The sequence below is a fragment of the Comamonas halotolerans genome, assembly GCF_030162935.1.
Taxonomy (GTDB): Bacteria; Pseudomonadota; Gammaproteobacteria; order Burkholderiales; family Burkholderiaceae_C; genus Comamonas; species Comamonas halotolerans.
Genome location: NZ_JASAUZ010000074.1, coordinates 76,256 through 96,662, shown reverse-complemented (window position 1 = coordinate 96,662; position 20,407 = coordinate 76,256). Strand labels below are relative to the sequence as shown.

The 20,407-nt window shown below is 55.5% G+C and carries 27 protein-coding genes and 1 riboswitch; of the genes, 10 read left to right on the top strand and 17 right to left on the bottom strand.

What is annotated here, in order from left to right; all coding sequences use genetic code 11:
* Nucleotides 1-13 precede the first annotated feature (13 nt).
* Together QEP11_RS18820 and QEP11_RS18815 are read right to left on the bottom strand one after the other, a co-directional pair.
* Complete coding sequence (locus QEP11_RS18820; RefSeq protein ID WP_284338173.1) at nt 14-379, bottom strand: hypothetical protein; 366 nt, start codon at nt 377-379, stop codon at nt 14-16.
* Nucleotides 380-542: 163 nt separating this feature from the next.
* A complete protein-coding gene (locus QEP11_RS18815) occupies nt 543-932 on the bottom strand; it encodes an Lrp/AsnC family transcriptional regulator (protein ID WP_284338210.1) in 390 nt (129 codons plus the stop codon).
* A gap of 138 nt (nt 933-1,070) precedes the next feature.
* Between QEP11_RS18815 and QEP11_RS18810 the strand changes: the two genes are divergently transcribed.
* Entirely contained in the window at nt 1,071-2,177 is a 1,107-nt protein-coding gene (locus QEP11_RS18810) for an ornithine cyclodeaminase (protein ID WP_284338172.1), read from the top strand.
* Nucleotides 2,178-3,179 carry an arginase gene (rocF, locus tag QEP11_RS18805; RefSeq protein ID WP_284338171.1) on the top strand — a complete coding sequence of 334 codons (1,002 nt, stop codon included), beginning with the start codon at nt 2,178-2,180 and terminating at the stop codon, nt 3,177-3,179.
* A gap of 104 nt (nt 3,180-3,283) precedes the next feature.
* Here rocF and mnmC1 read toward each other — a convergent pair whose 3' ends face one another.
* The 3 genes from mnmC1 to QEP11_RS18790 all read right to left on the bottom strand — a co-directional run bounded on the left by mnmC1 (nt 3,284) and on the right by QEP11_RS18790 (nt 6,594).
* Nucleotides 3,284-5,062: an FAD-dependent 5-carboxymethylaminomethyl-2-thiouridine(34) oxidoreductase MnmC1 gene (gene mnmC1, locus QEP11_RS18800; RefSeq protein WP_284338170.1), complete on the bottom strand. Its 1,779-nt coding sequence runs from the start codon at nt 5,060-5,062 to the stop codon at nt 3,284-3,286.
* A gap of 46 nt (nt 5,063-5,108) precedes the next feature.
* Entirely contained in the window at nt 5,109-5,765 is a 657-nt protein-coding gene (locus tag QEP11_RS18795) for a trimeric intracellular cation channel family protein (protein ID WP_413788758.1), read from the bottom strand.
* Nucleotides 5,766-5,961: 196 nt separating this feature from the next.
* A riboswitch (glycine riboswitch) is annotated at nt 5,962-6,060 on the bottom strand.
* Between the two features lie 261 nt (nt 6,061-6,321).
* Nucleotides 6,322-6,594, bottom strand: coding sequence for an oxidative damage protection protein (locus QEP11_RS18790; RefSeq protein WP_284338168.1), 273 nt, complete (start codon nt 6,592-6,594; stop codon nt 6,322-6,324).
* A 142-nt stretch (nt 6,595-6,736) separates the two neighbouring features.
* Here QEP11_RS18790 and QEP11_RS18785 point away from each other — a divergent pair, with 142 nt between their 5' ends.
* From QEP11_RS18785 to QEP11_RS18765, 5 genes are all read left to right on the top strand, one after another.
* Nucleotides 6,737-7,765, top strand: coding sequence for a sulfate ABC transporter substrate-binding protein (locus QEP11_RS18785; RefSeq protein ID WP_284338167.1), 1,029 nt, complete (start codon nt 6,737-6,739; stop codon nt 7,763-7,765).
* Nucleotides 7,766-7,830: 65 nt separating this feature from the next.
* Nucleotides 7,831-8,052: a hypothetical protein gene (locus tag QEP11_RS18780; RefSeq protein ID WP_284338166.1), complete on the top strand. Its 222-nt coding sequence runs from the start codon at nt 7,831-7,833 to the stop codon at nt 8,050-8,052.
* Nucleotides 8,049-8,492 (top strand): VOC family protein, encoded by a 444-nt coding sequence (locus QEP11_RS18775; protein WP_284338165.1) that lies wholly within the window; start codon nt 8,049-8,051, stop codon nt 8,490-8,492. The genes QEP11_RS18780 and QEP11_RS18775 overlap by 4 nt, the downstream gene beginning before the upstream one ends.
* A 70-nt stretch (nt 8,493-8,562) precedes the next feature.
* Entirely contained in the window at nt 8,563-9,492 is a 930-nt protein-coding gene (locus QEP11_RS18770) for a CysB family HTH-type transcriptional regulator (RefSeq protein WP_284338164.1), read from the top strand.
* Between the two features lie 31 nt (nt 9,493-9,523).
* Nucleotides 9,524-9,970, top strand: a complete 447-nt coding sequence (locus tag QEP11_RS18765; protein ID WP_284338163.1) for a ribonuclease HI family protein — start codon at nt 9,524-9,526, stop codon at nt 9,968-9,970.
* Here QEP11_RS18765 and QEP11_RS18760 read toward each other — a convergent pair whose 3' ends face one another.
* The 4 genes from QEP11_RS18760 to QEP11_RS18745 all read right to left on the bottom strand — a co-directional run bounded on the left by QEP11_RS18760 (nt 9,971) and on the right by QEP11_RS18745 (nt 12,349).
* Nucleotides 9,971-10,447 (bottom strand): DUF2269 family protein, encoded by a 477-nt coding sequence (locus QEP11_RS18760; RefSeq protein WP_284338162.1) that lies wholly within the window; start codon nt 10,445-10,447, stop codon nt 9,971-9,973.
* Nucleotides 10,444-10,866, bottom strand: coding sequence for a DoxX-like family protein (locus tag QEP11_RS18755; protein WP_284338161.1), 423 nt, complete (start codon nt 10,864-10,866; stop codon nt 10,444-10,446). The genes QEP11_RS18760 and QEP11_RS18755 overlap by 4 nt, the downstream gene beginning before the upstream one ends.
* Entirely contained in the window at nt 10,863-11,747 is an 885-nt protein-coding gene (locus tag QEP11_RS18750) for an NAD-dependent epimerase/dehydratase family protein (protein WP_284338160.1), read from the bottom strand. The genes QEP11_RS18755 and QEP11_RS18750 overlap by 4 nt, the downstream gene beginning before the upstream one ends.
* A 68-nt stretch (nt 11,748-11,815) precedes the next feature.
* Nucleotides 11,816-12,349, bottom strand: a complete 534-nt coding sequence (locus tag QEP11_RS18745) for a GbsR/MarR family transcriptional regulator (RefSeq protein WP_284338209.1) — start codon at nt 12,347-12,349, stop codon at nt 11,816-11,818.
* 310 nt (nt 12,350-12,659) lie between these two features.
* On the opposite strand from QEP11_RS18745, the gene rlmD reads away from it, so the two are divergent.
* On the top strand, nt 12,660-14,117 hold the full coding sequence (gene rlmD / locus QEP11_RS18740) for a 23S rRNA (uracil(1939)-C(5))-methyltransferase RlmD (protein ID WP_284338208.1): 1,458 nt from the start codon (nt 12,660-12,662) through the stop codon (nt 14,115-14,117).
* A gap of 121 nt (nt 14,118-14,238) precedes the next feature.
* Here rlmD and QEP11_RS18735 read toward each other — a convergent pair whose 3' ends face one another.
* Nucleotides 14,239-14,601 (bottom strand): hypothetical protein, encoded by a 363-nt coding sequence (locus tag QEP11_RS18735; protein WP_284338159.1) that lies wholly within the window; start codon nt 14,599-14,601, stop codon nt 14,239-14,241.
* A gap of 103 nt (nt 14,602-14,704) precedes the next feature.
* Nucleotides 14,705-15,394, bottom strand: a complete 690-nt coding sequence (locus QEP11_RS18730) for a Bax inhibitor-1/YccA family protein (RefSeq protein ID WP_284338158.1) — start codon at nt 15,392-15,394, stop codon at nt 14,705-14,707.
* Between the two features lie 211 nt (nt 15,395-15,605).
* On the opposite strand from QEP11_RS18730, the gene QEP11_RS18725 reads away from it, so the two are divergent.
* A complete protein-coding gene (locus QEP11_RS18725; RefSeq protein WP_284338157.1) occupies nt 15,606-16,013 on the top strand; it encodes a GlcG/HbpS family heme-binding protein in 408 nt (135 codons plus the stop codon).
* 175 nt (nt 16,014-16,188) lie between these two features.
* Here the strand turns inward: QEP11_RS18725 and hemP are convergent, their stop codons facing one another.
* The 6 genes from hemP to QEP11_RS18695 all read right to left on the bottom strand — a co-directional run bounded on the left by hemP (nt 16,189) and on the right by QEP11_RS18695 (nt 19,432).
* Nucleotides 16,189-16,392, bottom strand: coding sequence for a hemin uptake protein HemP (gene hemP, locus QEP11_RS18720; protein WP_284338156.1), 204 nt, complete (start codon nt 16,390-16,392; stop codon nt 16,189-16,191).
* A 280-nt stretch (nt 16,393-16,672) separates the two neighbouring features.
* Entirely contained in the window at nt 16,673-17,083 is a 411-nt protein-coding gene (locus QEP11_RS18715; protein ID WP_284338155.1) for an ExbD/TolR family protein, read from the bottom strand.
* A gap of 3 nt (nt 17,084-17,086) precedes the next feature.
* Complete coding sequence (locus QEP11_RS18710) at nt 17,087-17,818, bottom strand: MotA/TolQ/ExbB proton channel family protein (protein ID WP_284338154.1); 732 nt, start codon at nt 17,816-17,818, stop codon at nt 17,087-17,089.
* Between the two features lie 21 nt (nt 17,819-17,839).
* Nucleotides 17,840-18,556, bottom strand: a complete 717-nt coding sequence (locus tag QEP11_RS18705; RefSeq protein ID WP_284338153.1) for an energy transducer TonB — start codon at nt 18,554-18,556, stop codon at nt 17,840-17,842.
* Nucleotides 18,557-18,696: 140 nt separating this feature from the next.
* Nucleotides 18,697-18,969, bottom strand: a complete 273-nt coding sequence (locus QEP11_RS18700) for a (2Fe-2S)-binding protein (RefSeq protein WP_284338152.1) — start codon at nt 18,967-18,969, stop codon at nt 18,697-18,699.
* Nucleotides 18,970-19,132: 163 nt separating this feature from the next.
* Nucleotides 19,133-19,432, bottom strand: coding sequence for an SWIB/MDM2 domain-containing protein (locus QEP11_RS18695; RefSeq protein WP_284338151.1), 300 nt, complete (start codon nt 19,430-19,432; stop codon nt 19,133-19,135).
* Between the two features lie 265 nt (nt 19,433-19,697).
* Between QEP11_RS18695 and rraA the strand changes: the two genes are divergently transcribed.
* Entirely contained in the window at nt 19,698-20,198 is a 501-nt protein-coding gene (gene rraA, locus QEP11_RS18690; RefSeq protein WP_284338150.1) for a ribonuclease E activity regulator RraA, read from the top strand.
* Nucleotides 20,199-20,407: the final 209 nt, after the last annotated feature.

Here is a 20,407-nt window from a genome sequence, read left to right as displayed (position 1 = left end):
ACTTAGGGCATTTTTAAAAGCTTTTAGCACCCATCAAGCCTGTGAGCATCAGCAAGACAAGCAATTGCAAAGCCAACATGGAGCGACGCAGACCAAGCTGCGGAGAGGCGATGCTGCGCTTGGCAAAACCCATGCACAGCCCATGCACCACGTACAGAATAAGCCCGATGTAAGGAAACATCATGTGCTGCCAAGGGCCGACAAAGGTGACGCCAAGTCCAGTCAAGGCGGCAATACCACCAAAAATCCGGGTAAAGACATAGACCAGTGTGGATTTGGTAGCGGGAGTCGACTTCCAGGCCATCGCCAGATAGCCAACAGACAGCAGCAGCGTGAGCACCGCGAACAGCATGTGGGAGTGTTTTAGGGCAAGGTACATGGAAGAAATAGCAGTCAGAGGGGAAAGTGGACACACCGTTGTGTGCAGGCTGTAAGGATGCTTTGGTAGTGATTGTCATTGCAATGCTCCAAAGCATTTCAAACACGATGTTCTATTTCGAGTGCGCTGTGGGGGCTCGCAGGGTTTCAAGGTGGATGCTGGTCTAGGAATGGCAGATGCCTTTGATCAAGCGAATCCGCTCCAGCGCATGGGCCAACTCTGGCAAGCTGGCGATCTGTAGCTTGGTCAGCAGATCCCACTGCCCAATGGTTGCATGCAAAGCTTGCACCGCCGGCTCACCCAGCAAAGACGCGATGACACGCCTCGCATCATTGCCTTCAATGGCTACGCTCATCCAGGCTTGCAGGCAGCCTGTTTCAGCCTCTGGTTTCAGGCGTACGGTATAGCCGACGATGATGCCTTCGTCTTCCAGACGGCGCAGCCTGTTGGTGATGGTACCGCGTGAAACGCTCAGCCGCGCAGCGAGTGTGGCAATGCTTTCACGGGCGTTGTGGAGCAGCAGTTCAATCAGGCGCTGATCAATCTGATCCAGATTAGGCATAGTGGTAATCATCAGTAGCGAAATGATAAATTTTTGGCAATTTCAACTAGGAGCTGTCTATTTGAATTACTGCCACACTGTGGGAATCAAAGGCCTATATTGGAAGCCTGTTGGCAGAAGGAGGTGCAAATGCCAGTCTCTCGTATTCACCGCCGCCAGACAAAGCAGGTGCAGACAGAGTTTTTGAGCGCAAGCGACGCGGTACGGCTTGTGGCCCGTGTTGGCGTAGATGTCTGCCTGCAAGAGATGGTGCAGGCACTACAGGCGGACTTCGCACGCTGGAACGAATTTGACAAGACAGCGCGCACGGCAGCGCACTCGGCCCAGGGTGTGATTGAGCTCATGCCGGTAGCCGATGCGTGCGACTATGCCTTCAAATATGTCAATGGCCACCCCATCAACACCAAACATGGCTTGCCCACGGTGATGGCGTTCGGTGCTCTGGCCGATGTGGCTACTGGAGCACCTGTGTTTTTGAGTGAGCTGACGCTGACCACTGCGCTGCGCACGGCCGCCATGTCTGTGCTAGCCGCTCAGTACCTGGCGCGTCCCGATAGCCGTTGCATGGCATTGATTGGCAATGGCGCTCAAAGCGAGTTCCAGGCGCTGGCATTCACAGCACTGTTGGGCGTACGGCGTCTGCAATTGTTTGACGTGGATGCGGAAGCCACGACCAAGTTGGTGCGTAATCTATCACCCTGGGCTAAGGAGTTTGGTGTGCAATTGCTCACCCTAGATAGCGCTGCAGCTGCCGTACAGGGTGCAGATATCGTGACCACCGTCACGGCAGACAAAACCAATGCCATCATCGTGGATGGCAGCATGTTGGCTGCGGGCATGCATGTGAATGCTGTGGGAGGCGACTGTCCAGGCAAAACAGAGCTGGCAGCCGAGGTGCTGCGACGTGGCAGCGTGTTTGTAGAGTATGAGCCACAGACGCGCCGGGAAGGAGAACTGCAGCAAATGCCAGCAGATTTTCCCGTCACCGAATTTTGGCGTGTGCTCACCGGGCAAGCACCAGGTCGGGTGTCGCCCGAGCAGGTGACAGTGTTCGATTCCGTTGGATTTGCGCTGGAAGATTATTCTGCGCTGCGCAGCATGCGGCTGCTCGCCAGACAAGCAGGCTTGCTGTCGCATATCGAGCTAGTGCCCACAATGACGGATCCCAAGGACTTGTTTGCCTTGGTGCACCCTGCTGCATCCACGGTTCCTTCCAATTTGCAAAAGGTGGCATGAATGCAGGCAACGTTGCCGGTAACTTTGAATACGCATGGCGCACGCGGAGATGCGCACCAGAGCGCAGTCACCTTGATCGGTGTGCCAACCGATGTGGGAGCGGGGAGATTGGGGGCTGCCATGGGGCCGGATGCCTTGCGTGTGGCGCAACTAGGCGCTGCGCTGACACGCTTGGGCGTGGAGGTGCAAGATATCGGCAACCTTGCTGGGCCGCCTAACCCATGTGGCGCACGCGATGCGCATGGTGTGCGTAACTATGAACAATGTTGCGCTTGGAACCAGTCGGCACACGATGCCGTTTATGCGCAGCTGCAAGCGGGGCGTATGCCCATCATGCTGGGTGGCGACCATAGCCTGGCTACGGGCTCCATCAGTGCGGTGGCACGGCATTGCAGCAGCGCAGGCAAACGTCTGCGCGTACTGTGGCTGGATGCCCATGCAGATTGCAACTTACCGGACATCAGCCCAACAGGGAATCTGCATGGCATGCCCGTAGCCTGTTTGTGCGGGCATGGGCCCGATGCCTTGACTCAGTTATCCGGCATGGCACCCGCATTGCAGGGGCAGGCCATATGCCAGATTGGTTTGCGCAGCGTGGATGCTGTGGAAAAGCGCATCCTTCAAGACCTGGGGCTGCAGGTGTTTGATATGCGAGCTATTGACGAGCAGGGCATGCGTGCGGTGATGCAGCAGGGTTTGGCAGGGCTTTCAGAGCCTGGTGCCGAAGATGTGCACCTGCATGTGAGCTTTGATGTGGACTTTCTCGATCCGGAGATTGCACCGGGCACTGGTACTACCGTACGTGGCGGGCCCAACTACCGTGAAGCCCAGCTGTGCATGGAGATGATTGCGGATACCGGACGCATGGCATCGCTGGATATTGTGGAGCTGAACCCCGCTTTGGACATCCGCAACCAGACGGCTGAACTGGTGGTGGACCTGGTGGAAAGCCTGTTTGGCAAAAGCACATTGGTGCGTCAACGCACAATGCCCAGCCCTTAGACCTGCTAACACAACCATTGATACGTCGTTGCTTCGCCTTGTCTCAATCGCAAACTTTCGTTTGCTGGGTAGTGTTAGCGGCTCTAAGTGCATAGGGGGCGGCACTAGCTGGACGGGGCACAGACACCACGCATTTGGCGTGCCAGACGTTCGATGCCCAAGTGTTGCGCCAGCTTGCTGTCCAGTGGCAGTGGCTCTGCGTGAAGCTGCGCCGCTATCAGCTCCCCACACAGCACGGACAAGGTCAGCCCACGGGCACCCATGGCCGTACTCGCCCACAGACCGGGCTTGCTTGCGTCAACAGGGCCTGCAATGGGCAGGCGGTCATGGCTGGCGCAGCGCACACGGCCCCAGGTGGGCAGGCAATGTGCATTGCCGGGGGTGAACCAGGGCCTCAAGGGCGCGGCACTTGCGGGCAGCAAGGTCGAAAGTTTCTCGAAATTCACGGCATGCGCTGCCATTTGGTCAGCTTGGGAGATGGGCATCTCGTCCAGATCGCGCTCAAAGGTTGATCCCATGACCCAGGCCTGCCCCTGCGCAAAAGGAATATGTGTGACCAGATTGCCGTTGCCATTCACGGGAAAGGGCGGCAGTGCCGCCGCATTGGCTGTTGTGTGCCATCCCCAGGTGACTTGACCGCGCAAAGCCTGGAGCTGCCACTGCACGCCTGTCGGCAGCAGTCCTGCGGTGGCGGGGCCGCATGCCAGGATGGCAATCTCAGCCTGCGCCAGCACCTTTTGGTGTGTATCCAATGCCTGCCATGCGCCTGCAGCTGTTTGTCTGAGACTTGCCACTTCAGCATGGCCCTGAAACTGGATATGAGGGTGGGCCAGTTGGGCTTTCACCAGCTCGGCAGGGCGCACCCATCCCGCTTGTGCATGCCAGCAAGCCACGGTGTCATCAGCCAAACCAGCAGCTTGTAACTGAGCGCTGTTGGTGGCATGGCTCCATTGCGCGCCTGCGCTGTCTGCCCAGCTTGGCGGTAAACCAGTTCCGCCATCGGTGCAGTGCTCCAGCACGCCGCTAAGCCCCCAGTCTCTGCCTTCCTCGCACACATCGCGCAAGCGCTGCAGCGTCATGCGCACGCCATTGCGAGACAAGCGCGAGAGCACGCTGTCGTCTGGTGACACATGCGGGCAAAAAAGACCTGCGGGCAGACCTGAGGCCCCGTCTGCAGGCTGCGCTCCAGCGGCCAGAACGTGCACATGCCAGCCGCGCAAGGCCAGGCTGTGCGCAACGGCCGCACCAGCCAGTCCGGCGCCGATGACCAACGCGGTGCCTGCTTGCGAGAGCGGAGTGACGGCAGCTGTGCGTTTGCGTGGTTCCCAGCGCGGGGCAAAGTGAGCCAAAGAGGGAGCAGAAGCGATGTTGCCAAAGACAAAGCCTCCGCGCTCCAGTGCCTGTATCAAGTCTTCATCGGGAGCCTGTATGTGAAGCACTGTGCCGCGCTCGCAGTGGCGGGCCAAGGCTTTGATACTGTGGGCATCGCTGGCAAACGGCGCATTCAGCAAGACGGCGTGGGCGGTGCTTCGCTGTTGGCGCAGCATGGTTTGCACATCTCCCACCCACAGGGTGAGCAGCACGCGGCCTTGTTCAAAACTCAGGCGGTGCACACCTTCGAGCAGGCCAAACAGCGCGTTGGACAAAGCCTGCGCCTGCTCTTGTTGTGGAGGTGTTGCCAGGGACAGCACATCGATGGCTGTTGCGGCGCTTGGAATAATGGCAGTGAAATGAAGCTGCGCACTGCGCTGCGCGTCGGCCTTCCAGGCAGCCCAGGTCTGCAAAAAGGTCTGCCCATGCCCAAAGTCGGTACTCAGAACGTGCCAGCTGGCGCGCCCTTGCCAAGCGTGCAGGAGTGCGTATTCAGAACTTTGTGCAGACATGGAATCCATATTGATCAATCATTGCAAGCCCTCCGCCTTGCAATTCCTATTCCCAGCGCTGCTGGTAAGAAAAAACCGGCAGACGCCAGCCAAAGCGAATGGCCGCCAGGCGCAGACTCAAGCCGCTGCCAAAGCAAATGGCGGTACTCAAGCCAATCGACACTTCCAGCCACTGCAAACCTAGGTAGAGCAGGCACACCAGCATGGATACGCTGGCATACAACTCGCGGCGAAACACCACAGGCACCTGATTGCACAGCACATCGCGCAAGATGCCGCCGCTGATGCCGGTGATCATGCCCGACATGACCACCACCAAGGGGTCGTAACCCAGCTTGATGGCCACATTGCTGCCGATCAGCGAGAACGCAATCAGTCCCATGGCGTCCAGAAGCAGGAAGACATGTTTCATGCGCTGCATAAAGCGTGCAATGACGGTGGTCAAAAGGCCTGCAGACACAACCAGATAGACGTAGGCGGGGTGCTGTGTCCAGCCAATGGGGTAGTTGCCAAGCACCATATCGCGAATGGTGCCGCCACCCAGTGCGGTGACAAAAGCAATGACCACGACGCCAAAAATGTCCATATTGCGCCGTCCGGCAGCAAGCGCGCCAGACATGGCCTCTGCCGTGATGGCGATCAGATAGATGATGAGAATGACGTCCAGCTGGGTGCTGAACAGTGCGTGCAGGAAGTCGGGCAAAACAGACACGATGCAAAAGGAAAAGCCCACGCGCCGTTGGCTGCTCAGATATGCAGCTTTGCGGGCATGGGTAAGCCTCTCCCGCTGTCCTTTTACCTGAGAGTTTCAGCAATCCGCATGTTCGGCATGCGGCAGCTTGCCCCTTCGGTGAACCGGCTGATTGCTTTGGCAACCCCGGCTGCTCTCCAGTCGGCAATAGTGTTCCGTGGTGCTGGGTGCCTGAGCGATTATGGGAGTTTGCGCCTTCGGCGGAGGCTGATCTGTAGTGACAGCCTCGCTCTCCCACGGAAAACAAAAGCTGCGATTATGGCTTGAGTCCAAGACCCAGCGGCCAAACTGGGCATGGCAGATATCAAAAAAGCCCAGCGACGGAACTCGCTGGGCTTGGGTAGATGGGTGCAAAACAGGGCCAAGCAGCTTGCAAACCAGGTTGCTGGGCGTTGAGAAAAAAATCTCTCTTTCTCAGAGTCAGCGAACTGCCAGCATTCTCCGATAACGCAGCAAAGGCAGCAGCAATGCCGTAGATGCAGCAAGTGCTTAGCTGCGCTCTACAACATCAAGCGCTGGGAGGCACATAGCCTGCAGCTGCTTCGGCGCCAGCACCAAAGAAGTGGTTTTCCATTTGGCGGGCCAGATATTGACGTGCACGAGCATCGGCCAGATTCAGGCGGTTTTCGTTCACCAGCATGGTCTGGTGCTTGAGCCAGTCAGCCCAGGCCTGCTTGCTCACGCTTTCAAAGATGCGCTTACCCAGTTCGCCAGGATAGGGTGGAAAGTCCAAGCCTTCGGCTTCTTGACCCAGTTTGATGCAATGAACAGTACGTGCCATGGGGAGGTTCCTTATTCAACTTCAGATGTTTTGGTAATAACGAACTGAAATCTTATTGGTTTATGTTTTGAAGACAAGCTTTCAGAATGCCCTTCAACGGTGAAACGGACCGTTTGACACAGCACATTCCCGAAAGCAAAAAATGAACAATCGCCGCAACTTTATCAAGATTCCCGTTGCCCTCAGCCTTTTGGCGGGCTTCACCTTCTCAGCACTGCCAGCATTAGGGGCGGATCCGGTCACTTTGCTCAATGTTTCATATGACCCCACGCGGGAGCTGTACGTGGAGTACAACAAGGCTTTCGCCAAGCACTGGAAGGAAAAAAGCGGCCAGGATGTCGCCATCAAACAGTCACACGGAGGCTCTGGCAAGCAGGCGCGCTCAATCATTGATGGCATTGATGCCGATGTGGCCACACTGGCTTTGGCTGGAGACGTGGATGCCCTGGTCAAGAACGGCAACCATCTTGCTGCGGATTGGCAAAAGAAGTTGCCTTTGAACAGTGCGCCCTACACATCGACGATTGTTTTCCTTGTCAAAAAAGGTAACCCCAAGGGGCTCAGGGACTGGGATGACCTGATCAAGCCGGGCGTGCAGGTGATTACGCCCAATCCCAAAACCTCGGGCGGTGCACGCTGGAACTATCTGGCAGCGTGGGAGTTTGCCAAACGTAAAAACGGCGGTGATGAGGGCAAAGCCAAAGATTTTGTGAAGAAACTCTATGAAAACGTGCCGGTGTTGGACACCGGTGCGCGTGGCTCCACCATCACCTTTGTGCAGCGCGGCGTGGGTGACGTGCTGCTGGCCTGGGAGAACGAAGCGTTTCTGGCGCTGAAGGAGTTTGGTCCCGAGAAATTTGAAATCGTGGCACCTTCAATTTCCATCCTTGCCGAGCCTACCGTGGCAGTGGTGGACAAGGTGGTCGACAAAAAGGGAACACGCAAGGTGGCAGAGGCCTATCTGCAGTATCTGTATTCCGATGAAGGCCAGCAGATTGCAGCGCGCAATTATTACCGCCCGACCAATGACAAGGTGAAAGCAGATTTTGCCAAGCAGTTCCCCAAGCTGGAGTTGTTCACCATTGACCAGGCATTTGGTGGGTGGGCAAAGGCTGACAAGGCCCACTTTGCAGACGGTGGCAGTTTCGACCAGATCTACACCAAAAAGTAATCACAGCAACACAGTGCGCTGCGGACGTACCCCGCAGTTGCGGCTGTCAATTAAGGAGAAGCACCATGAACCCAACATCTGCATCCACCGCCAAAGCAACCAGCTTGCAGCGCGATGTTCTGTGCGTTCAAGCAGTCCGTGTGCTGCGAATCACTGCACAGCAATGGGGAATGCGTGTCGAGTCTCCTTGCCGCAAAGCGGGCGCTGCAGGCCGCAAACCTGTAGCGGTATTGCCTTGCACCAGCCTGCAGGAAATACTTGCTCAAGCCTGGGGGAGCGCAACATGAGTGAAGTGTGCCTCTTGCATGCCTGTTCTGTGCGGGGGCTGCACCATGTACAACTGAGTTTCGCTCCCAAATTGCAAACGCAGATGGAGCATTTCTATGGACAGTTGCTTGGACTGAGAAGAGCATCCCACAGTGCTGTTGAGCATGTGCTCAGTTATGCGGTTGGCGGACAGCGAATCGATCTGGTGCCGCTTATTGGGCAAGCTGTGCAGTCAGGGGGACATGCTCATCTCGCCTTGCAGGTGACCGATGCATACGGCCTGCAACAATATTTGTCGCATCACGGCGCCATGGTTCTGAGCGTGGCGCAGGTGCCAGAAGGTCTACGTTTTTATGCCAAAGACCCTGCGGGAAATACGCTGGAGCTGCTGCAGCCATTCGCCGCGCTGCAGCCAGCATCCACGCGTCCAACACTTATACAGCATGCAGTTTGCGCGTGAGACAGTCTTGGCGCAAACACGTTCTTAGGTGTTGTAGCAAGCAGCATGCTCTTCGGCTTTTTTTAGTGCCATGAATTTTCAGCAACTGCGCTCTGTGCGCGAGACGGTGCGACGCGGCTTTAATCTGACCGACGTTGCGCAAATACTGCATACCTCTCAGCCTGGCATCAGCCGCCAAATCCGGGAGATGGAAGAGGAACTGGGCGTAGAGATTTTTTTGCGTGCAGGCAAGCGGTTGACCGGCTTGACGCCGCCTGGAGAAGTTCTGTTGCCCATCGTGGAGCGGCTGCTGCTGGATGCGGACAATCTGCGCCGCGCCGGGGCAGACTTCAGTGCCAGTGAGCAAGGGCGGTTGTCGATTGCTGCCACGCACAGCCAGGCTCGTTACGCATTGCCACAGGTAGTACATGAGTTTCGCCAACGTTATCCGCTGGTGAAGCTGCATTTGCACCAAGGCTCTCCCAGGCAGGTGGCAGAAATGCTTGTCAGCGGAGAGGCGGATATCGGCGTGGCCACCGAAGCCTTGGCGAACTATGAAGGGGTGGTCACACTGCCGTGCTATCGATGGACGCACAGCGTGGTGCTGCCGCACGGACACCCTTTGTTGCAGCGTACCCAGCCCATCACGCTGCAGGATTTGGCGCAGTATCCGATCATCACTTACGAGCAAGGCTATACCGGCCGTGCGCATATTGACGAGGCTTTTGAGCGCGAAGGCGTTGCGCCCGATGTAGTGCTGACGGCCATGGATGCCGACGTTATCAAGACCTACGTGGAACTGGGCATGGGCGTGGGCATTGTGGCTTCGGTAGCGATTGACCCCGAGCGGGATCGCCTGCTGCAGGCAGTCGATGCGGGGCACCTGTTTCAGGTGAATGTCACGCGTTTGGGGTTGCGCCGCGGTGCCTGGCTGCGTGCGTATGCCTACAGCTTTATTGAAAGCTTTGTACCAACGCTGACGAGGGAGATGGTGCACAAGGCGCTAGGCAACGAACAGTAGCCTTGAGCATGTAGGTGTACATTGGTGTGCTGTGTTCACCGCCTTACCGCCACCTCAATTCTGGATTCTGCATGTCGATGGCTCGGCAATGCCTAACCCTGGGCGCATGGCAGTTGGCATTGTGCTGACTGCTCCTGATGGCGGGTACTATGCCAAGGCTCTGCGTCTGCAAGGCACTGGTTGCAACAACGAAGCGGAGTTGCAGGCCTTGCGCATAGGCTTGGCAGAGGCGAAAGCGCGCGAAGTTCGCTGTTTGCGTATCTATACCGATAGCCAGTGGCTGGTTCAGCAACTGGCGCAAGCGCCTCATGGTGCGCAGCGGGCGCGCAAGACGATGCGCTTGCAGAGTCAGTTGGCCGTGGTGCAAGGTATTTTGCAAACACTGGAGCATGTGCATTGGCGCTGGGTTCCAAGACACTGCAACGCGCAAGCCGATGCTTTGGCACGTGAGGCACACAGCACCTGCTCAAAGTGCTGATCAACCCCACAAGCTGGGCTTGTTGACCATCAGGAAGTAGGTGCCAGCCATGGCTGCAAATGCCGGGTAGCCCAAGCTTTCCCACATGCGTTGATAGCGCAGGAACAAACAGGGAAGGGCTGCGCCTTGCGTGTGCGCTTGCTCAGCCAGATGCGCCATCCGAATCTGCAGCCAGACCACAGGTAGCCAGCATGCACCGGCCAGAACATACAGGCCAATGGACAATGCCAGCCATGATGTTGAAAGTGGCCATCCCGCCAGGTACATCATGGCCAAGCCTGTAGCGGGCTGCACAATGATGCATGGCGTGGTGAACCACCAGTCTGCGCGTACAACCAATTTGCTCACCACGGCTTGTGCAGCGATGGAGCCGCTGCGATTGGCGAAAAACATGTAAAAAGCTGATCCCAGCCCGGTTCCCACGAGCAGGACGCTGGAGATGATGTGCACCGTCTTGAGCAGGAGATAGGTGTTCATGATGTTCTCTTTGAACTAGTTTGCTGTGCAGGTTGTGCTTGCCAAAGCACCCATAGTGCTGCGGCAATGGACAGGTTTTTAAGCAGAGGTCCCAAGGGATGCAGCCATAAAGTGGGGTGCAGCATTGTTCCTGCCAGGGTCATGCCGGTCATCAGCGTAAATGCGGCAACATACGCAATACGCCCCGGCCGTAGCCATAGCCACATGCCAATGACAAGGTCGGCCAGCAGTCCACTCCATATGAGCGTGGTCTGCAGGCTCGGACTGTGGATGCCTGCATCCTTGAGCAACTGCGGTCCATACTGAGCAGATCCCAGACATCCCCAGTAGTCCAGGGCACTGACCAGTGCTGTGCCCAACCAGACGATGACAACACTCGTATGCAAAGCACACAGTGCGCGAGGCGTTGGCGTATTCATCGTTTCTCCCTGGCTGTTGCTGGCAGCGAGGCATACAAGGCATCTGGGGCAACAGGCTCACGCCCCAGCAGGCTGCGCAGTGTGTCTGGATCGCACACATTGGGTGTTTGCAACATGGCCATACTTTCGCTGCACCAGGGCAGGGAGGGGAGGTGATCCCCGATCCGGGCACTGGTGTTGGCCAACCATTGCGGCAGGCTGTGAATGCGTGCAGGCATTGCACCACGCTGGGCACGCAGGCTGACCAGTAGTTCGCCCAGCGTGAGTGCGCGTGGTCCACCCAGCTCGATCAGGCCCTTATGGGTAGGTGCTGTAGTGATGGTGGCTATGGCTTCGGCCAAGTCCTGCGCAGCGACGGGCTGGATGGGGCAGTTCATGGCTTCAGCAGGAAGCATCAGCAGGGGCAGCCTGGCCAGTTGCAGGAATAGCCGAGTGCTGGCACCACCTGTGCCGAAAATGATGCTTGGCCGGATGACGGTTGCGTTCAATGCGCCTTGGGCATGCAGTGCAAGAAGATGTTCGTCAGCAGTGCGCTTGCTGCGTGCATAGTGGGTGTTGCTGTCACCAATACCGAGAGCGGATATTTGCACCACGCGCTGCACTCCGGCTTGCACGCAGGCATCAAATAGGGCAATCGGAGCCTGGGTATGCAGCACATCTAGCGGCTGATCAGGTTTATCACGCAATGCTCCTACGGCATTGATGACAGCGTCAATGCCTGCAAGATGTTCCAGCCAGTCGCCAGGTTGCGTGCTCAGTAGAAAATCCAGTGCAGGTGAAGAGCGCCGGCTGCGAACCACTGGGTCGTGGTTGCTGTGAACCAGTGCTGCGCAGATATGACGGCCTAGAAAGCCGTTGCCACCACAAACCAAGACACGCATAGTGAATCCCCCCAGTAGTTTGCTATTGCTCGGTGCGTCGAGAGTCCGCTTTGTTGCGATTAGCGCTGCTAAGCATGTCCATTACCGCGGACAAAGCGCTGCACGCTGGCACCCAGGCGCAAGATCTTGTCGAGCGTAGAGGGCGACAGGCGCAGCATTTCTTCCGTCCAGATGCTCATGGACTCCATCAGGCGCAGAGTCTCAAGTACCCTGTCCTGTGTGTCTGGTGACTCCAGTTCAAACTGTGGCTTTGTAATCAGGGTACGCAGCATCTGCGTGGTGGGATCGAATTCACGCTGCTTGCGCTCACGAACGATGGTGCGCAGCAACTCCCATACATCTGCAGATGTTTCGAAATACTCACGCCTATCCCCTGCGCGTTTGCTGGCTCGCACCAGGTTCCAGCTGAGCAGCTCCTTGATGCTGTTGCTCACATTCGAGCGTGCAGCCCCGAGTGCGGCGCAAAGATCCTCAGCGTTCAAGGGCTTGCCATGGAAAAAAAGCAGGGCGTGAATTTGTGCCACGGTGCGATTGACGCCCCAGGCAGCTCCCATGTCTCCCCAGTGGGAGACGAATTGTTGGGCGATGGGACTGAGTTGCATAGGCGCAGTGTCGCCGTGCATGAAATTTCTGTCAATAGAGAAATTTCATTTTTTCATTGTTTTGAAAATTGGTTCTTATCTATTGAATTAAATGGAATTTTGATTTTTTTTTATTTCTCTTGAGAGAGAATATTTTCTTGATTTTTAAAAGATTCGTAGGCAACCTAGGAGATGCTGGAAGGTAGACGCAGAGACAATTTGTGTCGCTGTCCATTCCTGTAGCCAAGCAAGTTACTAAGAGCCTGAGACAATGTCGCCCATCATGAGTGCTCAGAACGACAAGATCTCCCCCGAATCCGCCTACGAAAACATGCCCGTGGGCAACCCTGACCTGCCAGAAGGATGGCTTGAAGTGGTGTCCATGGACATGGAGGCCAAAGGTATTGCCCGAAAAAACGATGGCAAAGTGGTGTTCATCGACGGTGCGCTGCCCACCGAGCTGGTGACGGCCAACATACATCGCAAGAAGAACAACTGGGAGGCTGGAACACTGATGCATTTGCATCGGGAGTCATCCCAGCGTGTGAAGCCAGGCTGTCCGAATGCCGGTCTGCATGAAGGTGCCTGTGGCGGTTGCAAGATGCAGCATATGCATGTCCAGGCACAGGTGGCCATCAAGCAGCGCGTGCTGGAAGACAATCTCTGGCACTTGGGCAAGGTCAAGCCTGAAACCATGATGCGCCCTATTGAGGGGCCGACGTGGGGTTACCGTTACCGTGCGCGTCTGGCCGTGCGTTACGTGATCAAAAAGGGCAAGGTGCTGGTCGGATTTCACGAGCGCAAGAGCCGCTACATCGCCGACATGGAAACCTGCAAGGTGTTGCCACCTCATGTGGATGCCATGCTGATGCCGATGCGCGCCCTGATTGCCAGCCTGGATGCGCGCGAAACCTGCCCGCAAATCGAAGTGGCAGTGGGTGACCATGTCACTGCGCTGGTGCTGCGACATCTCGAGCCTTTGAGTGATGCGGACAAGCAGCGGTTGCGGGATTTTGCGACTGCTCAGAATGTGCAATGGTGGTTGCAGCCCAAGGGGCCAGATACGGTGCACCTGATGGATGCTCCCATTGCGCAGCTTTCCTATAGCCTGCCGGACTTTGGCATCACCATGCCATTCAAGCCCACTGACTTCACCCAGGTTAATCCGCACATCAACCGTGTGCTGGTGACGCGTTCGTTGCGTTTGCTCGATGCTCAGAAGCACGAGCGAGTGATTGACTGGTTCTGTGGTTTGGGCAACTTCACCTTGCCGATTGCGACCATGGCGCGTGAGGTACTGGGCATTGAAGGATCGGATGCGCTTGTGCAACGCTCACACGAGAACTATGCTGCCAATAATGCCGCGCGTGCTGAAGACGACAAGCTGGCTCCCACTTCGTTTGTGGGGCGCAACCTGTTCAACATGACCCCAGCGCTGCTGATGGCGGATGGCAATGCGGAAAAATGGCTGGTCGATCCGCCCCGCGAAGGCGCGTTTGCATTGTCCAAAGCATTGGCAGACATTCACCAGATTCGCATCGGTGCCAGGCAAACCGGTGTGCCTACCGAAGAGCAGCCTGATCTGTTGCCCCCTTTGCCCGAAGGGCAAGAGAGGTGGAAGTTCCCTCAGCGCATTGTCTATGTGAGCTGCAATCCTGCCACCTTGGCACGCGATGCAGGATTGCTGGTGCATCAGGCGGGTTACCGCTGCGTGTTGGCAGGAGTGGTCAATATGTTCCCGCACACTGCACATGTGGAATCGATGGCGGTATTTGAGCGGGCGGACTAAGCGAGTGCGCAAGACATCTGCAAGGCGGGGTGACGGCTGTCCCTCGCTTTTTGCACAGAAATGAAAAGCCCGTGGAATTTTGCAACCACGGGCTTTTGTATTTGATGTAAGGCTTGCCAGACTAGCTGCGAGGGTGGTTGTACTCAGCCTCGATCTCGCCACCAACGGACTTTGAAGGTTCAGGCTTTTGAGTCAATACGGACGGCGTGCCTTCCAGCTTGTGCTCGCGCATATAAGCATCCATATCCTTCCATCCGGCAAAAACCATGGCCTTGGGTGCCTTGGGGTTCAAGGTAAAACAGTCTTCAATACCTCGCATGGCATACCGACAAGCACTGCCGATGGCCTTGGCTTCGTTTTCACGAATGACGGTACGTGGGTCAGGTCCCAGGCCGGGGACTTGTTCTAAGCAGCCCGTCAGCAATGCTGCTGTCAATGGCAGCAACACAAGTATCGGGCGGATGGAATGGAGATGATTTGGCATGTACTTCTCTTATCGGCAGGTGTTTCCAGATAATGAGTGCTTCTTTGGCGAGGAATGAAAAAAGGCTCCTTCAGGAGCCTTTTTGTGAGGTCACAGAGCGTGTTTAGTCGTTTTCACCGCCCATGATCCCCAGCAATGCCAGCAGGCTCTGGAAGACGTTGAAGATGTCCAGGTACAGCGACAGCGTGGCGCTGATGTAGTTGGTTTCTCCACCATCAATGATCTGCTTGATGTCATACAGCATGTAGGCCGAGAAGATACCGATAGCCAGCATGGAAATCGCCATCATGCCTGCAGTCGAGCCCACAAACACGTTGATCACTGCACCGACCATCAGCACCAGCGCGCCCACGAAGAGCCACTTGCCCATGCCCGAGATATCGCGCTTGATGACAGTGGCCAGCGAGGCCATCACAAAGAAAACGCCAGCAGTGCCAGCGAATGCGGTCATGATGAGCTGTGAGCCGTTGCTAAAGCCCAGCACCATGGCAATCAGCCGCGAGAGCATCAAGCCCATGAAGAAGGTGAATGCCAGCAGAACAGGCACACCAGCAGCTGAATGCTTGGTCTTTTCAATGGCGTACATGAAGCCAAAGGCACCGACCATGAATACGATCAAGCCCATAAAACCGGTCAGCCCTGCAGTGATGCCGGTTGTCACACCAACCCATGCGCCCAATACCGTGGGCAGCAAACTCAGCGCCAGCAGCCAGTAAGTGTTGCGCAGCACTCTGTGGCGCTGCTGCTGCGAGATGCCGTAGCCTGCAGAGTCCAAAGTGTTCAGATGGTTCATTGAGTGTTTACTCCTGTTGAGATGTAGCGGATTTCTACGAACGCTCATTCTATGAGACATCCACCATCGGGCAAGTTCCCAAATCCTTGGTATTTGCGGCAGTTTTCTGCGTTGTTTTAGGTTGGAATGTTTTGCGCAGAAGGTTGGGGCCAGAGCGTTCAGAGTCAGTATGCTGTGGGTTTGTATACAAAACTGCTATTGGAGCAACGCAATGAAGAACAAGTTTGAACTGGAACTGGCAGATGTCAAGAAAATTGCTGCTGCAGCGGAGGCAGAAGCTTTGAAGAACAATTGGCCAGTCACGATTTCCATCGTCGATGATGGAGGTCACTTGCTCTGGCAGCAACGTCTGGATGGCGCTGCGCCTATCTCTGCGCATATTGCTCCGGCCAAGGCCCGCACAGCGGCTGTTGGTCGCAAGGACACCAAGCTGTTTGAGGAAATGATCAATAACGGACGTACGGCATTTCTGAGTGCGCCATTTGTGGACGGCCTGCTTGAAGGTGGCGTTGCCATCATCAAGGACGGTCAATGCCTTGGTGCTGTGGGTGTCAGTGGCGTGAAGTCCAATGAAGATGCGCAGATCGCCATTGCAGGCATCGCAGCCTTGGGCCTGTGAGTTGGAGACAAGCCTGAACGCAAGAAAAAAGCGACCTTGAAGGTCGCTTTTTTATAACTTCGTGGAAAAAAAGGACTGGCTACGCAATGCCCGATGAAATGCTTTGTTGGCTGGCCTAAACGATGACGGGGTATCCCCGTATCGCCCCACGATGAAACTGATGTCCTGGTTGCTTTTACTTGGTCAAGATCAACTTGCCCAATTTGGTTGCTTGCAAACGGTAGGTGGAGCCGTTGTGGATGATCGCAACCGACTTTTTGCCACGCAGTAATGCTTCACTGTCCAAACTGACTTCTTGCGATGTGGCAGCACTATCGACCATTACGGGCTGCGAGAGTGGTGTGCGGCGCGTGACAGGGAGGGAGAGTGTGGCTTGCATGGCTCGATATCTGTGCGTTGAAGTTGTGTTAATGATAACAATTCTTATTCAATGTACAAGTAATTCCCATACATCAAGTGCGGCAATTCAATGAATGCAATAACTTTCCTTTCCTGGTCACAAAAGGACCAGAGAAGTACCGCATCTGCCACAGAACTCTTGATCCCTCGGCTGGGCGTTCCAGTGAATTGGATAGATTTTTGAAGGCATGAAAAAAGCCCTGCAAAACAAGTTTGCAGGGCCTGGGAAATAACAAGGAGCACAAAGCGAACCGCGGGTTCTATTGCTCAGGTTCGGTGACAAAGCCGATTTTACGGATACCCGTGCTTTGTGCTGCAGCCATGGCCTTGGCGATGCGTTCATATCGCACTTCCTTGTCTCCGTGGATATGGAGGTCGGGCTGAGGCTCTTTGGCTGCCTCAGCTTTCAGACGCTCAACCAATTGCTCATCGCTGATGGCCTCTTTGTTCCAATGGTATTGGCCTTGTGCATCGATCGTCAGACTGATGTTTTGAGGCTTGACCACTTCAGGTTCATTGGAGGCGCGAGGCAGATCCACGTTCACTGCATGCTTCATCACAGGGACTGTGATGATGAAGACGATGAGCAATACCAACATCACGTCCACAAGGGGCGTCATGTTGATTTCGTTCATGACGTCATCACTGTCATCTTGGGTGCCGAAAGCCATGAGTTAAGCGCCTTTCTTCATTGGCAGGACCTTACCGTCCTGCGTCGCTCCGGTGGTGTCTACAGTCAAGCGAGCACCGGTTACAAAGAATGCATGCAAGTCGTGGGCAAAACTATTCAGCCCACCCAGTACCCCCTTGTTGCCACGCACGATAGCGTTGTAGCCAAGTACGGCGGGAATGGCTACAGCCAGACCAAATGCAGTCATGATCAGCGCTTCGCCAATGGGGCCGGCCACCTTGTCAATCGAAGCCTGGCCTGATGTGCCAATCACAATCAGAGCGTGATAGATCCCCCAGACTGTACCGAACAGACCCACGAAAGGGGCGGTGGATCCTACCGAAGCCAGAATGGCCAGACCGGATTGCATGCGGGCTGTGAACTCATCAATTCCATTGCGCAGGCAGCGTGTAACCCAGTCGGACACATCCAAAGTGTCGTGTAGATGTGCACTGGTCTTGCGGTGGTGAGAAATGGCTTCGCGGCCCTCCAGAGCCAGATAGCGGAATGGATTAGCTGGGTCGGCATTGAGCTTGTTCAAGCCGGAGCCAAAGTCTTCACTGTGCCAGAAATCTTTGGCTTCCTTGGCGTACTTCTTGAATTTCATCAGGCCCAGAGCCTTGATGATGATGACGACCCACGATGCCACAGACATGATCAGCAGCAGGATGGCAACGCCTCTCGTGACAAAGTCGCCTTGTGCCCAGACGTGGGCAATGCCGAATTGGGATTCCATGAAAACTCCTGAGATGACTGTTTATTCGAGTACGAAATTGACGGGCACGATGTTCCACATTGCTTCAGGAACACCATTGCGTTTACCGGGGACAAAGCGCCAGCGCTGAACCGATGCCAATGCAGCTTTATCCAAGCGATCAAATCCGCTGGATTGTTTGATTTCAATTTGCTTGGGCAAGCCATTTTCATCTACCAGCACGCGTAGCAGCACTTTCCCCTGCTCACCCATACGACGACTAATCGAAGGGTAGCTTGGGCGCGGATTGTTCAAATAAGCCGCATTGCTGGAAGGCAACTGCACAGCCCCTCCTGCAGGTTGCGCTGGAGGGCTTGGCGGTGCGGGTGGGGCAGGTGGCGCTGGCGGGGCAGCATCCACCGCTGGAGCAGGCTCACTGTCCAAAGTGCCTGTTGGCGCATTGGGAGCAGGCGTAGGGTCTGCAATGGCCTTGGGTAGCGGAGGCGCTTTTTGAACAGGCTTGGGTTTTGGCGCCGGCTTGGGCTTCGGTGGTTGAGGCTTGGGCGTAGCCTTTGGAGGCTCCGGTGCTGGCGGCTCTGGTGCAGGGGGGGCGATGAACTGCGCGATGACTTCTGCAGCAATGATTTGTGGCTCTGGCGGGCGGCTCATGCCACTTTGCAAAGCCCAGATGCCAGCAGCGTGCAGCGCTACTACCACCCCGGTAATCATGGCTTTTTGGCCTAGAGGACCGCTGGGGGCAAGTTGTTCGGATGAAGACATAGAGATCAAAAAACCGGCTGTTTCAGCCGGTAGGGCCAGCCTTTAGGCTAGTGCAGTAAGGCGAATCTGACGCCCGCATATGCGGGTAACGGAAAAAAGTTACTTGCGGAAGATCCACCATGAGCAGCCTAAAACCAAAATCAAGCTACCTGCAACGGTTGAGAAGAATGCCATGCTTTGCTCTCCAGAATAGGGGTGGCAAGCTGAACGGTTTGTGCTGCAGCTTCGTTGTGAATGGCGGCTGTGTTGCCCATTGAGCAGCACTTGGCCACTACGTCGCGTGCGCAAGTTTCGCAACGACCGCATTGAGTGGCAACACCTAGCTCGAACTGGATTTCGTCAAAACTCATGCCAGCATGGGCATGGCGTGCGATTTCGCGATCTGAAACTCGGTGGCAAACGCAAACGATCATGGCTGCAAACAGTTGTGGCTGGCTATTGATGTGATGAAAGAATTATAAATGCGAATTCATCGCATTTGCAAACACTTTGTGCTTGTCGGGTTAAAGTTGTGCGTGGCTGTGTGGCAGGCTCAAAAAAACCGGCCTAAGCCGGTTTTTTGAGAGATTGTGCTGATTAGCTGACGTGCTTGCCAATCAGGCCAGCCATTTCGAACATCGAAACCTGTGGCTTGCCAAACACTTCCTTGAGCTTTGCGTCTGCATTGATCATGCGCTTGTTTGCTGCATCTTGCAGGTTGTTTGCCTTGATGTAGACCCACAGCTTGCTGATGATTTCAGTACGGGGCAGTGGCTCCTTGCCAACCACGGCAGCCAAAGCAGCGCTAGGTGTCAGGGGTTTCATGAAGGCGGCGTTAGGAGTGCGCTTTTTCGCGGGAGCTGCGGATGCAGCAGTTGCCTTCTTTGCAGTTGCCATTTTTGCTTTCCTTTTTGGGGTGAATTTGCCAGCTCATGTGAAGAGCTTTTGCTCAGTGCGAACTGGTTGTGCCAGATGCTAATGGGAAAATTTCCCCTTTCCAAGCGGACGAACGAGTTTTTTCACTTGTTTTGTTGCATCACAGCACGTAAACCAGCAAAAACTGTGTCCATTCTTTGCGCCTTGAGTGGCTGGTGAGAGTATCTGACCAGTGTTCGCCCTTAATTTCGAGGGACACACAAAGCTACAAATATGGAGGCAATAGATGGTGAAGGAGTTTCAAACCTGCGATCTGTGTGATGCGCAAAAGCACGATGACAGCGGTGCATTTCGAGTATTGCCCCCCGTGTTCAAACATTTTGGTGGCCTTGTCTGTTTTGCGGGTCAAGCCGTAACCTTGAAATGTTTCGAGGACAACACCCTGGTCAAGCAAGCGTTGGATTCGAAGGGGGAAGGCCGTGTATTGGTAGTTGACGGAGGCGGCTCTATGCGTAAGGCGCTGGTTGGAGGCAACCTGGCTGCAACTGCTGCGCAAAACGGCTGGGCTGGCATTGTGGTGTATGGCTGCGTGCGTGATGTGGCCGAGCTGCGTGCAACGGCTGTGGGTATTACCGCTTTGGGGCCGATGCCAATGCCGACAGAAAAACGAGGCCAAGGGTGCTCGGGGGTGGCCGTTGATATTGCGGGTGTGCTTGTTCACCCAGGTGATTGGATTTACGCCGATGAAGATGGCACTGTTGTTTCCGCTACTGCCCTTCATCAGTGAATTGCATTGAAGAGGCTAGGTGCCGCGGCTGGCGGCGGTTTCGGTGCCTATTTTCATTGCTTAGAAATGTGTTTTCACACTATGAAAACATTCCGTGCTGCTATGCAGCAAAAGCGTTTCATTAGGGGGCATCTGATTTCATATTGAGATAATTATTTGCAAGCTATTGTTTTTAAATGGTAAAAATATTTGTTTTATATAAGACATAA